The 12,227-nt window shown below is 67.8% G+C and carries 14 protein-coding genes; 2 read left to right on the top strand and 12 right to left on the bottom strand.

Translation table 11 applies throughout. The annotated features are described in order from the left end of the window. The 8 genes from PSA7680_RS11340 to PSA7680_RS19080 form a co-directional block, all read right to left on the bottom strand. Complete coding sequence (locus tag PSA7680_RS11340) at positions 1–879, bottom strand: sulfotransferase (RefSeq protein WP_085868833.1); 879 nt, start codon at positions 877–879, stop codon at positions 1–3. 4 nt (positions 880–883) lie between these two features. Then, positions 884–1,495 carry an NADH-quinone oxidoreductase subunit C gene (locus tag PSA7680_RS11345; RefSeq protein ID WP_085868834.1) on the bottom strand — a complete coding sequence of 204 codons (612 nt, stop codon included), beginning with the start codon at positions 1,493–1,495 and terminating at the stop codon, positions 884–886. Beyond that, the gene (locus PSA7680_RS11350) at positions 1,492–1,950 is read right to left on the bottom strand and encodes a hypothetical protein (protein WP_176244127.1); all 459 of its coding nucleotides are present in this window, start codon (positions 1,948–1,950) and stop codon (positions 1,492–1,494) included. The genes PSA7680_RS11345 and PSA7680_RS11350 overlap by 4 nt, the downstream gene beginning before the upstream one ends. Next, positions 1,947–2,480, bottom strand: a complete 534-nt coding sequence (locus PSA7680_RS11355; protein ID WP_085868836.1) for a NuoB/complex I 20 kDa subunit family protein — start codon at positions 2,478–2,480, stop codon at positions 1,947–1,949. The genes PSA7680_RS11350 and PSA7680_RS11355 overlap by 4 nt, the downstream gene beginning before the upstream one ends. Continuing rightward, positions 2,471–2,836 carry an NADH-quinone oxidoreductase subunit A gene (locus PSA7680_RS11360; protein ID WP_085868837.1) on the bottom strand — a complete coding sequence of 122 codons (366 nt, stop codon included), beginning with the start codon at positions 2,834–2,836 and terminating at the stop codon, positions 2,471–2,473. The genes PSA7680_RS11355 and PSA7680_RS11360 overlap by 10 nt, the downstream gene beginning before the upstream one ends. Positions 2,837–2,972: 136 nt before the next feature. After that, positions 2,973–3,635 (bottom strand): glutathione S-transferase family protein, encoded by a 663-nt coding sequence (locus PSA7680_RS11365; RefSeq protein ID WP_085868838.1) that lies wholly within the window; start codon positions 3,633–3,635, stop codon positions 2,973–2,975. 84 nt (positions 3,636–3,719) lie between these two features. Beyond that, the gene (locus PSA7680_RS11370; protein ID WP_085868839.1) at positions 3,720–4,802 is read right to left on the bottom strand and encodes a Hint domain-containing protein; all 1,083 of its coding nucleotides are present in this window, start codon (positions 4,800–4,802) and stop codon (positions 3,720–3,722) included. Positions 4,803–4,946: 144 nt separating this feature from the next. Continuing rightward, a complete protein-coding gene (locus tag PSA7680_RS19080) occupies positions 4,947–5,285 on the bottom strand; it encodes a lipid A-modifier LpxR family protein (RefSeq protein WP_176244128.1) in 339 nt (112 codons plus the stop codon). A gap of 43 nt (positions 5,286–5,328) precedes the next feature. On the opposite strand from PSA7680_RS19080, the gene PSA7680_RS19085 reads away from it, so the two are divergent. Beyond that, the gene (locus PSA7680_RS19085) at positions 5,329–5,868 is read left to right on the top strand and encodes a hypothetical protein (protein ID WP_275936529.1); all 540 of its coding nucleotides are present in this window, start codon (positions 5,329–5,331) and stop codon (positions 5,866–5,868) included. Positions 5,869–6,051: 183 nt separating this feature from the next. On the opposite strand, the gene PSA7680_RS11385 is transcribed toward PSA7680_RS19085, so the two are convergent. Then, positions 6,052–8,340 (bottom strand): adenosylcobalamin-dependent ribonucleoside-diphosphate reductase, encoded by a 2,289-nt coding sequence (locus PSA7680_RS11385; RefSeq protein ID WP_085868841.1) that lies wholly within the window; start codon positions 8,338–8,340, stop codon positions 6,052–6,054. Between the two features lie 125 nt (positions 8,341–8,465). Here PSA7680_RS11385 and PSA7680_RS11390 point away from each other — a divergent pair, with 125 nt between their 5' ends. Beyond that, entirely contained in the window at positions 8,466–8,897 is a 432-nt protein-coding gene (locus tag PSA7680_RS11390) for a DUF1489 family protein (protein WP_085868842.1), read from the top strand. Positions 8,898–8,915: 18 nt separating this feature from the next. On the opposite strand, the gene hisG is transcribed toward PSA7680_RS11390, so the two are convergent. Genes hisG through hisS form a run of 3 tightly spaced genes read right to left on the bottom strand, consistent with a single transcriptional unit; the run spans position 8,916 to position 12,191 of the window. Next, positions 8,916–9,614: an ATP phosphoribosyltransferase gene (gene hisG, locus PSA7680_RS11395; RefSeq protein ID WP_085868843.1), complete on the bottom strand. Its 699-nt coding sequence runs from the start codon at positions 9,612–9,614 to the stop codon at positions 8,916–8,918. Beyond that, complete coding sequence (locus PSA7680_RS11400; RefSeq protein WP_085868844.1) at positions 9,611–10,711, bottom strand: ATP phosphoribosyltransferase regulatory subunit; 1,101 nt, start codon at positions 10,709–10,711, stop codon at positions 9,611–9,613. The genes hisG and PSA7680_RS11400 overlap by 4 nt, the downstream gene beginning before the upstream one ends. Position 10,712: 1 nt before the next feature. After that, complete coding sequence (hisS, locus tag PSA7680_RS11405; protein WP_085868845.1) at positions 10,713–12,191, bottom strand: histidine--tRNA ligase; 1,479 nt, start codon at positions 12,189–12,191, stop codon at positions 10,713–10,715. Positions 12,192–12,227 lie beyond the last annotated feature (36 nt).

Raw genomic sequence — 12,227 nt, forward strand, 5'->3', positions numbered from 1 at the left:
TCAAATCCTCGCGTAGTTTTCACGCCAGCGCGGCGGCAGTTCGCCGAACCGCGACGCCACGGCTTCGTATTGCCCCCGAAGCGCCGAAAGCGCCCGGTGAGCCTGGTCTTCGTCCATCTCCAGGCGGCGCCCGGCATGGACCTTGCGGCCCAGATCCGCCGGGTGATCGCCGATGCCGAGAAACCGGCAGATGCGCGCCACGGTCTCATGGCTGAACAGCTGCTCGAAGAACAGCACCAGCCGGCTCTCGCGCGGCACCGCCCGCTCCAGGCGATCCAGCGTGCCGGCGTAATCGGAGCGCATGATCACCTGCCGATCCTCGCCCGTGAGCGCCTTCTCCAGCAGCCTGCGCGCGGTCTGCGCCACCTCGGAATCCGCCTTCGCCTTGCGCCCGGCCACCATGCGGATGTTGGACCAGAGCCGATCCAGCGGATCGCGCAGGATGTAGATGAAGCGCGTGCGCGGCGCGAGCCCGGCCATCACGCGCAGTTCCTCTTCCGGGAGCAGCCCGTAGGCGGGCGTCACGTCCCCCACCACGCGGGCCGAACCGGCCACGCCCGACAGGTAGGACAGGTAGGCCGCATGGCCATCGCGGGGCGCGGAAAGCAGGGAGATGGCCCCCTCCAGAACGGCGATCCGGCCGTCGAGGCTTGCCTGCTTGGCCGCGGGCGCGAAGGCGCGGCGCGCCTTCAGATCCGCCGCCTTGCGGGTGAACTGCTTGACCTGCCAGGCCTGCTTGCGCGGGTCGGCCGTGTCGAAATAGTGGAGCTCCTTCATCGCGGGCATCGCGCAGTCGGGATGGCTGTCGAGATAGCGGTAGAGCCAGCTCGTCCCCGCCTTCGTCGCACCGATCCCGAACATGAGCGTCTCCGGCGCCATGATGTCAGCCCTTGCCCCCGTCGGTCTTCTCGTCGCCGGGAAGGATGTATTCCGCACCTTCCCAGGGGCTCATGAAATCGAACTGGCGGTATTCCTGCGTCAGGCTCACCGGCTCGTAGACGACGCGCTTTTCCTTCTCGTCGTAGCGCACTTCGGTGTAGCCCGTCGTCGGGAAATCCTTGCGCAGCGGATAGCCGCGGAACCCGTAGTCGGTGAGGATGCGGCGCAGGTCCGGATGGCCGGAGAAGAGGATGCCGAACATGTCGAACACCTCGCGCTCGAACCAGTTGGCCGAGGGGTGCACGTCGGTGATCGAGGGCACCATGTCCTGCTCGCGCACCTGCACCCGCACCCGGATGCGCTGGTTCGTGTACATCGACAGGAAATGGTAGACCACGTCGAACCGCTTCTCGCGGCTCGGGTAGTCCACCGCCGTGATGTCCACCAGCGTGGAGAACTTGCAGGTGCGATCGGCCTTCAGGAACTCGACGAAGGAGACCAGCGAAGACAGCGCCACCTCCACGTTCAGTTCGCCGTGGGCCACCTCGTGCTTCAGCACGCAATCCGGGCGCTTCAATTCGATATGGGTGCCAAGCTCTTGCAAGACGTCCGTCATCCTGAGCATTCCTGAGTTGTGCGTGTTTCGGGCCAACCGACAACGGCCGGGCCGTCGCCGACGAGGAATTGGCGCTCATGATCGGCGACGTCCCGCAATTCAAGGACCACGTCGCGCGGCCTGGCGCCTTCGGGCAGTTTGCGTCCGAAACGCGCGCGCAACTGGCGCGCCGTGCCCGGCGCCAGACCTTCCTTGATCGGGTAGGCGCCTGCCGTCCGCACAAGCGGCCGTTCCGGTCCCAGATAGGCGATGTAGACATAGATCGCGCCGACCGTCCACGGCAAACCGTTCTGCGCCTCATAAACCAGGACATCGCCGTGTTTCCCACGTTCGACGTCCAGCACTGACAGTGTCACCTTGTCATTCAGGCACGCGCGCAAGCTCTCGGGAGAGGCTTCCGCCACACCGAACGAAAACTGCACCATGCCGCATATGAAGCAGGCAGCCGCTTTCACCGGACCAGAGTCCCGGTGCGGCGGATCTTGCGCTGAAGCTGCAGGATGCCGTAGAGCAGCGCCTCGGCCGTCGGCGGGCAGCCGGGCACGTAGACGTCCACCGGCACGATGCGGTCACAGCCGCGCACGACGGAGTAGCTGTAGTGGTAGTAGCCGCCGCCGTTGGCGCAGGACCCCATGGAGATCACGTAGCGCGGCTCGGGCATCTGGTCATAGACCTTGCGCAGCGCCGGGGCCATCTTGTTGGTCAGCGTGCCGGCCACGATCATCAGGTCGGACTGGCGCGGGGAGGCGCGCGGCGCGGTGCCGAAACGCTCCAGATCGTAGCGCGGCATGGAGGTGTGCATCATCTCCACGGCGCAGCATGCCAGGCCGAAGGTCATCCAGTGCAGCGAGCCGGTGCGCGCCCAGTTGATGATGTCCTCGGTGGAGGTTAGCAGAAAGCCCTTGTCCTGCAACTCGCGGTTCAGGGCCTGCGTCGCGACTTCCTTGTCGGCGCCGGCGGTGTTGGCGGCGGTGCTCACTCCCATTCGAGCGCCCCTTTCTTCCATTCGTAGGCAAAGCCGATGGTGAGGACGGCCAGGAACACCATCATCGACCAGAAACCGAGCAGCCCCACGTCCTTGAAGGCCACGGCCCAGGGGAAGAGGAAGGCGATTTCGAGATCGAAGATGATGAAGAGAATCGAGACGAGGTAGAAGCGCACGTCGAATTTCATCCGCGCATCGTCGAAGGCATTAAACCCGCACTCGTAGGCCGAGACCTTCTCGGGATCCGGGTTGCGCACGGCGAGCACCACGGCGGCGAGGATCAGCACGAGGCCGAGGCCGATGGCCAACCCGAGGAAAATGAGGATCGGCAGATACTCCCTCAGCAGCTCTTCCATCAGTGCTCCCTCTCGCTGGCTGGTTGCGCGCTTTCGAGTCTGGATGTAGCCGCACCGCGCGGACGGGTCAACGGAAACGGATGCCACTGCGGCACTTGCGCGCCCGCTCGCCCCGCACCGGTCCCCGCCCCCGCTCTCACGGGCGGTCCGCCAACGGCGGGTAGAAGGGCTGCGCGTAGAGCCGCGCCTCGCCGGGTTGCGGCAGGCTCGCGGCGAAGGCAGGCCGCGCGCTGAGACGCCCATACCACGCGGCGAGCGCCGGATAGGGCGCGGGATCGACGAAATGCAGCGCCATGTAGACGGCCTGCCCCACGCTGACGTCGGCGGCGGAGAAGCCGCCGTCCAGCAGCCAGCCGCGCCCGTCGAGCCGCGCCTCGATCGCGGCGAAGCACTTGCCCAGCCGCGCCGCTTCCAGCCGGGTGATGATCGGCGAGCGCATGCTGTCTTCGTAGAGCATCACGTGCTGCTGGGTCAGGGCGGCGGCATGCTGGCTGAGGGTTTCGGCGAAATGCACCCAGACAAGCCAGTCGGCCCGCTCCCCGTGCCCGGGCGCACGGCCGAGCCCCGCCTCGGGAAAGCGTTCGCAGAGGTATTCCGTGATGGCACCCGTCTCGAACAGCGTCCGGCCGTCGATCTCCAGCGCCGGCACCCGGCCCGCCGGGCTCAGGGCGAGATAGTCGGCGCTGCGCAGGGATTTGTCGAAGGGGTGGACCACCACGTCGAACCCCACCCCCAGTTCGTTCAGCAGCCAGAGCGTGCGCATCGAGCGCGTCTGCGGGCAGTGATGGAGCCGGATCAACTTTGGATCTCCTTGCCGGGAACGGCCGCCGTGAACGGCTGCCGGGAACGGGCGGCCCGCGTCGCGGGGGGGGCCGTCCTGCGGTCAGGCGGCCTCGTGCAGCAGGATCGCCGCCTCGGAGGCCGAAAGATTGCGCCGGGCATAGGTGCCGTAGGTGTGGGGATCGTCCTCGACACCCGGCAGCACCTCGGCCAGCTGCGCGCGCTGCGCCGGCTCGATCGCGTCGAGCCCGGTGTTGGCCGGGTGGAAGCTCTCCGTCTCCACCCCGTTGGCCCAGAGGATCTGGTGGCGATCCAGCAGCAGGTGGAAATAGGTGACTTCGCGCACGGCGAGATCGCGGTGCACGCCCCTGTGGTGCAGCAGGTCGCGCGCGGCGACGAGCACCTCGTCGGTGTTGAACAGCGCTTCCGCCGCCGCCCCGCGCAGGAGCATCCTGTGATCGGGCGACACCAGCAGATCCTCGCGCGGATCGTCCTCGCCGAAGGCTCCGGCGCGGATGCGGATCGGGCGATACTCGGGCATCGCGTAGAGGCGTGCGCCGCTGATGCGGCGGCGTCCGATCCAGCGCACAGCCTGCATGCCGTCATCCTTGGTCTGGAGCCTGTCGCCCTCCTTCAGCTCCTCCACCAGCCGCGGCCCGCGCTCGGTGAGGATCTCGGTGCCGGCGGTGAAGCAGATCACCCCCTGCGGCGCGTCGCTGCCCCGGCCCTGCCGCGGATCGTAGGAGCGGTGGACGACCCAGAGCTCCTGGTCGCGCGGAGGCAGTTCGTCGAGGAACATGATCAGCGCGTTGCGCCCCGGCCCGGTGTCGATGATCGAAGCCGTGTAGCTGCGCCGCCCGTCGGTGATGACGAACCCCGCATCCATCAGCGGTTCGTCGAATTCCTGAAAGGCGCCGCCGTCCCCACCGGGTTGTGCACCGGTGCCCTGGGAAAGTGCCGCGCCGACCAGCTTGCGCACCGCGCGCGCCGCCGTTCTGCGATCCGTGCCTGCCCGCTCCGAAGCCCCCAGAAGCAACACGTTGCCCGGACCGTCCACCCGGACGGCCTCGCCCCGCCAGCGCCAGGAGGCGCCCACGACGAGAAAACGTGGATCCGCGGCCTGCTGGCCGTCGGTTTCTGTTTGGGTCCAGGAGATGACAAACGTGCCGCGAAAGCCCGTTTCCATGCCTGTATGCCTGCCGTTTTATTTGTTTTTGTGCCCGAAAAGGTAGCACCGACGAATCACCGAGGAAAGCATTTTTTAACGTCTTCGGAACGATTTGCGCGGTGCCGTTGCCCTGCCGGGATTGGGGGCGCGGAAAGCGCCCGCTCAGAAGGCCCAGTGCAGACGCAGAGAGCCGACGAGCTGACCTTCGGACTGGCTCTCGAATTCCTTGCCGAGGTAGGAGAGCCCGTAGAAGAAGCCCGCGTTGCCCTGCTGCCAGTGGAAGCCCGCCCGCGCGCGGGTGCGGAAATCGGTCAGTTCCAGCCCGTCTTCCTCGGGCAGGTAGATGGAGCTGAACACCTTGGCGACATCGGCGCCAAGCACGAAGGAGGTGCCGGGCTCGTAATCGCGGGTGCCGCGGTAGAGCTGGCCGGAGCTGACGTCGCGCAGCAGCAGCTCGTTCCGCCCCACGGTGCCGAAGATGTAGTCGAAGCCCGCCCGCACGAGTGTTTCCTCGCCCGCGCTCCTCGATGAAGGGCCGCAGCAGATGGTTGTCGCCGAAGCGCAGCGGCTGGGCCATCTCCCCGGACGCCGCCACATGCAGGTGGTTGCCGATCTGGTTGGCCAGCACCGCCTCGCTCGGGGATGGCGCACTGATCCAGTCGTGCAGGATCTCCTGAAGCGTGGAGAGGCCGGTGTTCTCGCCGGTGAGCACCAGGTCGCCGCCGAGGCTGACCTCGGTGCCGCGCATCTGGAAGTGGGAGTGCGCGCCGAAGGTCAGAACGCCGGCGTAGCGCCTGTCGGTCGGGTCCACGAAGCCCAGCGTTTCGGGCTGCAGGATCTCGCCGCGGAAACGCAGCTCCACCAGCTCGCCGAAGCCCTCGGGCCGCCGGCCCGTCCAATCCTCGCGGGCAAAGACCTTGGACACCACGTAGGAGCCCGTGCGCCAGCGGTCATGCCCGTCGCCGATCATGTCGTTGGTGAGAAGGCGGCCGGTGCCGATGCCCTGCCAATCCTGCGGGAGTGCCGGTGTTGCCCAAGCGACGGCCGCGGCCATCAGCCCGAAAAGAGCCTTGCGCATTCCTGATCCTAACTTTGCCTGCAATACTGCTTGTCGTTGTTTGCACAACCTTAACCAAGCCGGACCGCCCAGCAAAGCCGCGAAGCGGGAAACGGCCCCGCGCGGGGGCCGGAGTGCGGCGCCCGGGGCACACCTTTTCAGCGCACCCCACCCCGCCGGAGCCGAAACTTCAGACAGGATACCGCGTTGTCAGCCGCATTTGCTGTGGCCGCAGGAGCGGCAGGTCATGCAGCCTTCGACCATCTGCATGTCATATTGGCCGCAGGAGGGGCAGGCCTTGCCGCGCGGCGCTTCGCCCACGGCCACGGCCTCGGCCTTGGGATCGCTCTTCAACCCCATGCCCTCGCCTTCGATGAAGCCGATGGAGATCAGGTGGCGCTCGATGACGCCGCCGATGGCCGCCAGGATCGAAGGGATGTATTTGCCCTGGATCCAGGCCCCGCCGCGCGGATCGAACACCGCCTTCAGTTCCTCGACCACGAAGGAGACGTCGCCGCCGCGCCGGAACACCGCGGAGATCATCCGGGTCAGCGCCAGCGTCCAGGCGTAGTGCTCCATGTTCTTGGAGTTGATGAAGACCTCGAAGGGCCGGCGGTGGCCGTTGATGATGATGTCGTTGATCGTCAGGTAGATCGCGTGCTCGCTGTCAGGCCACTTCAGCTTGTAGGTGCTGCCTTCCAGCGCCTGCGGGCGGTCCAGCGGCTCGGACATGTAGATCACGTCGCCGTGGGGCGTCTGCGGCTCACCGTCGCCTTCGGCCACCACGGTGGGGGCTTTCTTCTCCTCGCTCACGCTCAGCACGGAGCCCGTCACGTCGTTGGGGCGGTAGGTGGTGCAGCCCTTGCAGCCCGTTTCCCAGGCCTCCAGGTAGACGTCCTTGAAGTCTTCGAAGGAGATGTCCTCGGGGCAGTTGATCGTCTTGGAGATCGAGGAATCGATCCATTTCTGCGCCGCGGCCTGCATCCGCACGTGATCGAGCGGGGCGAGCGTCTGGGCGTTCACGAAATGGTCGGGCAGCGGCGCGTCGCCGAATTTCTCCCGCCAGAGCTGCACGGCGTAATCCACCACTTCCTCCTCCGTGCGCGAGCCATCCTTCTGCAGCACCTTGCGGGTGTAGGCATAGGCGAACACCGGCTCGATCCCGGAGGAGACGTTGCCCGCGTAAAGGCTGATCGTGCCGGTGGGGGCAATGGAGGTGAGCAGCGCGTTGCGGATGCCGTGGGTGCGGATCGCGTCGCGCACGTCCTCGTCCATGTGGCGCAGAGAACCGGAGGCGAGGTATTTCTCGGCATCGAACAGCGGGAACGGCCCCTTCTCCTTCGCCAGATCGACGGAGGCGAGGTAGGAGGCGCGGGCGATCTGCTTCATCCAGCGCTCGGTCTGGGCGGCGGCCTCCTCGGAGCCGTAGCGCAGGCCCACCATCAGAAGCGCATCCGCAAGCCCGGTGACGCCGAGGCCGATGCGGCGCTTGGCCTGGGCTTCCTGCGCCTGGGCCTCCAGCGGGAAGCGGGAGGCATCGACCACGTTGTCCATCATCCGCACCGCCGTGCGCACCAGCTCATCCAGCGCGGCTTCGTCGAGCGCGGCGTCGGCCTCGAAGGGGTTCTTCACCAGCCGCGCGAGGTTGACCGAGCCCAGCAGGCAGGCACCGTAGGGCGGCAGGGGCTGCTCACCGCAGGGGTTGGTGGCGGCGATCTGCTCGCAGTAGGCGAGGTTGTTCATCTGGTTGATGCGGTCGATGAAGATCACGCCCGGCTCGGCGTAATCATAGGTGGCGCGCATGATCCGGTTCCAGAGATCGCGCGCCTGCACCGTGTGGTAGACCTTGCCGTCGAACACCAGATCCCAGCTGCCGTCGGCCTTCACCGCGTCCATGAAGGCATCCGTCACCAGCACCGAGAGGTTGAACATGCGCAGCCGCGCCGGATCCTGCTTGGCGGTGATGAAATCCTGGATGTCGGGGTGATCGCAACGCATCGTGGCCATCATCGCGCCCCGGCGGGAGCCGGCGCTCATGATGGTGCGGCACATGGCATCCCAGACATCCATGAACGACAGCGGCCCCGAGGCATCGGCAGCCACGCCCTTCACGTCCGCGCCGCGCGGGCGGATGGTGGAGAAGTCATAGCCGATGCCGCCGCCCTGCTGCATGGTGAGCGCGGCTTCCTTCAGCATGTCGAAGATGCCGCCCATGCTGTCGGGGATCGTGCCCATGACGAAGCAGTTGAACAGCGTCACGGCCCGGCCGGTGCCGGCACCGGCGGTGATGCGGCCGGCGGGCAGGTATTTGAAATCTTCCAGCGCTTCGTAGAACTTGCCTTCCCAGGCGGCCGGGTCGGCTTCCACCTCGGCCAGCGCGCGGGCGATGCGGCGCCAGCTGTCTTCCACCGTTTCGTCCACCGGCGTGCCGTCGGAGGCCTTGAAACGGTATTTCATATCCCAGATTTGTTCGGCGATGGGGGCGGCAAAGCGGGTCATCTCGGGCTCCGGAGAATGGCGTCGGAAATACAGGCAGCCAATCTAGCGCATGGGGCTGGCAGCCACAAGAGATTGAAGCGCCCCGCTCAGGCGCTACAATATCTATGCAAACTGGGGACGACTCTGTGGATAACCATGTGAATCTTGTGAAACTCTGCGTCGGCGCCGACGCGGTGGAGGACCTGGAGGCCTGGCAGGCCGCGCGCCGCGCCGGCGATCCCGGCCACGTGCTGCGCCACGTCACGCGGATGTGGCCCAAGCGGGAGGCCGAGCTGCTGGCCGGCGGCTCGCTCTACTGGGTGTTCAAGGGCGTGATTCTCGCCCGCCAGCGCATTCTGCGGCTCGACGAGGTGATCGGCGAGGACGGCATCCGCCGCTGCGGCATCGTGCTGGATCCTGAGATCGTGCGCACCGCCGCCGCACCGCGCCGCCCCTTCCAGGGCTGGCGCTATCTCGCCCCCGCCGACAGCCCGCCGGACCTGCCGGCCGGACGCCCCCGCGAAGAGGCGCTGCCGGCGGAACTCAGCGCCGCGCTGGCCGAGATCGGGGTGCTTTAGCGCCGGCGCGGGCGGCTGTCAGCCATCCAGCCCGAGCTGCGCCAGAAGCCGCGCAAGCGTGGCCTTCTCCCCCTTGCCCCACGGCGCGTTGTAGGCCTTGAGCAGCGTGGCCTGCGACCGGTGCACCAGCCCGTCGGAGAGGATCTTCAGGTGGTTGGCGCGCAGGGTCTCGCCGGTGGAGGTGATGTCGGCCACCGCTTCGGCGGTCTCGTTCTTCACCGTGCCCTCGGTGGCGCCCTGGCTGTCCACGAGCTGGTAGTCCGCCACGCCGTTTTCCTTCAGGAACTCGCGGATCAGGCGGTGATACTTGGTTGCGATGCGCAGGCGGAACCCGTGGGTGCGCCGAAAGGCCGCCGCGGCGGCGTCCAGATCGTCCAGCGTGTCCACGTCCACCCAGAGGTTGGGCACCGCGATGATCAGGTCGGCCTGGCCGAAGCCCATCGGCGCGATCTCCTGCACGCGGGAATCCCAGGCGGCGAGCTTTTCGCGCACGAGGTCGGTGCCGGTGACGCCGAGGTGGATGCGCCCGGCCGCCAGTTCGCGCGGGATCTCCCCCGCCGAGAGCAGCACCAGCTCGACCCCCTCCACGCCGTCCACGGCACCGGCATATTCCCGATCCCCGCCGGCGCGGCGCAGGCCGACGCCACGGGCGCCGAACCAATCGAAGGTCTCTTCCATCAACCGGCCCTTGGAGGGCACGCCCAGTTTCACGGTCATGCTGCACCTCCGCGCAGGAGCGAGACGATTTCCGGGCGGATCACGCCCCCCACCGCCGGGATCGACGTGCCACGGCCCAGGACTTCGGTGAGCGCGTCATAGCGCCCGCCGGTGGCCACGGGGGGCAGATCGGCGCGCCCGTCAGCGTAGAAGCCGAAGACGAAGCCGTCGTAATATTCCATCTGCGTGCGGCCGTAGCTGGTTTCGAAATCGAGCGCCTCCACCGCGACGCCGCGCGCCGCCAGCGCCTCCATGCGCCGCTCCAGCCGCTCCACGGCGGGCAGCAGCGCAGGCAGATCCACGGCGATGTCGCCGAGGTTGGCCACCACGTTGGGCATCTTCTCCTTGAGCGAGAGGATGTCGTTGAGCACTTCGACCTCGCCCGCCGCGATCGGGGGCTGCGCCGCATCTTCCCGCAAGGCGGCCAGGCGGGCCTCGACCTCGGCCCGGCTGCGCAGGCCGTTCTCGGGGCCGGCCTTGGCGAAAACGTCCTCGCCGCGCTCCAGCGCGGCCAGCAGGGCCTTGCGCGCGGCGGGCACGGGCACCTTGCCCCCGAAGCGATCAAGCAGCGCCCGGAAACGGCGCGGACGCCAGATGTGGCGCAGCAGCGCCTGCTTGCGCCGCTCGGTGGTGGAGAGCCCCAGCACCGCCGCCTTCAGCACGCCGATGTCGCCCGTCGCGGCCCTCAGGCCGAGGGGCGACAGCACGTCGAGAAACAGCGCGAAGACCTCGGCGTCGGCGGCGGCAGGATCGCTGCCGTCGAACACCTCGTAGCCGACCTGCAGGTATTCGCTCGGCCGCCCGGCGTCATGTTCCTGGCGCCGGAACACCTCGCCGGCGTAGGTGTAGCGCGCGGGCTCCGCCCCGTCGGCCATGTGCATCTGCACCACCGGCACGGTGAAATCCGGGCGCAGCATCCTTTCGCCGCGCAGGGGATCGCTCGTCACGTAGGCGCGGGCGCGGATGTCTTCGCCGTAGAGATCCAGCAGCGTTTCGGCCGGCTGCAGGATGTCGGCTTCCACGGGCCGCGCGCCGGCGGCCTCGAAGAAGGCGCGCAGGCGCAGGGCCTCGGCGCGCGCTTCGGGCTTGATCGACATGTCAGCCCTCCGAGCCTGCGAGAATGCGGCGAACCTCGGCCACCATGTCGCCCAGCGGCACTTCGGTCTGGGCCGGCTGGGCCTTCCATTCCTCCAGCGTGGCGCTTTCGGCGATCTTCGCACCCAGCACAAGGTCCTTCACCTGCACCACGCCGCGCTCGGCTTCGTCGCCGCCCTGGATGATCGCCACCGGGGAGCGCCGCATGTCGGCGTATTTGAGCTGGTTGCCGAAGTTCTTCGGGTTGCCGAGATAGACCTCGGCCCGGATGCCGGCGTTGCGCAGCTCGGCGACCATGGCCTGGTAGTCGGCCATGCGGGCCTTGTCCATCACCGTCACCACGACGGGGCCGGTGGCCGTGCTCCGGATGCGGCCCTTCTCGCGCAAGGCGGCCAGAAGGCGGTCCACCCCGATCGACACGCCGGTGGCCGGCACCGGCTGGCCGGTGAAGCGCTTCACCAGATCATCGTAGCGGCCGCCGCCGGAGACGGAGCCGAACTGGCGCTTGCGGCCTTTCTCGTCGAAGATCTCGAAGGTCAGCTCGGCCTCGAACACCGGGCCGGTGTAGTAGCCGAGCCCGCGCACGACGCTCGGATCGATCTCGATCCGCTCCGCGCCGTAGCCGCCGGCGGCCAGCAGATCGCCGATCTGCTCCAGCTCCGCGATGCCCTCGGCGCCGATCCGGCTGGTGCCGACGGCGCCGCGCAGGTTCTCGAAGGTCTTCGCCGCATCCGCCGCCTTGGACGTCAGGAAGGCGATCACCGGCTCGGCCTGATCCTCGCTCAGGCCAACACCGTCGATGTAGGCGCCGGAGGCATCGAGCCGCCCCTTGGTCAGGAGCTGGCGCACGCCCTCCTCGCCCACCTTGTCGAACTTGTCGATCGTGCGCAGCACGTCATCGCGGACGCCGGCCTCTTCGGGCAGGCCCATGGCCTCCAGCACGCCGTTGAGCACCTTGCGGTTGTTCACCCGCACCACGTAATCGCCGCGCGGGATGCCGACGTGCTCCAGCGTGTCCGAGAGCATCGCGCAGATCTCGGCATCGGCGGCCACGGAAGCGGTGCCCACGGTGTCGGCGTCGCATTGGTAGAACTGGCGGTAGCGCCCGGGGCCGGGCTTCTCGTTGCGCCAGACCGGGCCCATCGCGTAGCGGCGGTAGGGCGTGGGCAGATCGTTTCGGTGCTGGGCGTAGACGCGGGCGAGCGGCGCCGTCAGATCGTAGCGCAGCGCCATCCAGCTGTCGTCTTCGTCCTGCCAGGCAAAGACGCCCTCGTTGGGGCGATCCACGTCGGGAAGGAACTTGCCCAGCGCCTCGACCGTCTCCACGGCGGGGCTTTCCAGCGCCTCGAAGCCGTAGCGATGATAGACAGCGGCGATCTGGTCGAGCATATGCTTGCGCTCGGTCACTTCGCTTCCGAAATAGTCACGGAAGCCCTTCGGCGGCAATGCCTTGGGCCGGGGCTGCTTCTTCACTTTGGCCATCGTTCTGTCCCTTCGGGGTCTTACGCGCCCCGCGTT

This window comes from Pseudoruegeria aquimaris (assembly GCF_900172235.1).
Taxonomy (GTDB): Bacteria; Pseudomonadota; Alphaproteobacteria; order Rhodobacterales; family Rhodobacteraceae; genus Pseudoruegeria; species Pseudoruegeria aquimaris.

Coding starts and splice junctions, on each gene's coding strand:
- PSA7680_RS11340 (WP_085868833.1), bottom strand. CDS start 879: ATGGCGCCGGAGACGCTCATGTTCGGGATCGGTGCGACGAAGGCGGGG.
- PSA7680_RS11345 (WP_085868834.1), bottom strand. CDS start 1,495: ATGACGGACGTCTTGCAAGAGCTTGGCACCCATATCGAATTGAAGCGC.
- PSA7680_RS11355 (WP_085868836.1), bottom strand. CDS start 2,480: ATGGGAGTGAGCACCGCCGCCAACACCGCCGGCGCCGACAAGGAAGTC.
- PSA7680_RS11360 (WP_085868837.1), bottom strand. CDS start 2,836: ATGGAAGAGCTGCTGAGGGAGTATCTGCCGATCCTCATTTTCCTCGGG.
- PSA7680_RS11370 (WP_085868839.1), bottom strand. CDS start 4,802: ATGGAAACGGGCTTTCGCGGCACGTTTGTCATCTCCTGGACCCAAACA.
- PSA7680_RS19085 (WP_275936529.1), top strand. CDS start 5,329: ATGGTTGTCGCCGAAGCGCAGCGGCTGGGCCATCTCCCCGGACGCCGC.
- PSA7680_RS11385 (WP_085868841.1), bottom strand. CDS start 8,340: ATGACCCGCTTTGCCGCCCCCATCGCCGAACAAATCTGGGATATGAAA.
- hisG (WP_085868843.1), bottom strand. CDS start 9,614: ATGACCGTGAAACTGGGCGTGCCCTCCAAGGGCCGGTTGATGGAAGAG.
- PSA7680_RS11400 (WP_085868844.1), bottom strand. CDS start 10,711: ATGTCGATCAAGCCCGAAGCGCGCGCCGAGGCCCTGCGCCTGCGCGCC.
- hisS (WP_085868845.1), bottom strand. CDS start 12,191: ATGGCCAAAGTGAAGAAGCAGCCCCGGCCCAAGGCATTGCCGCCGAAG.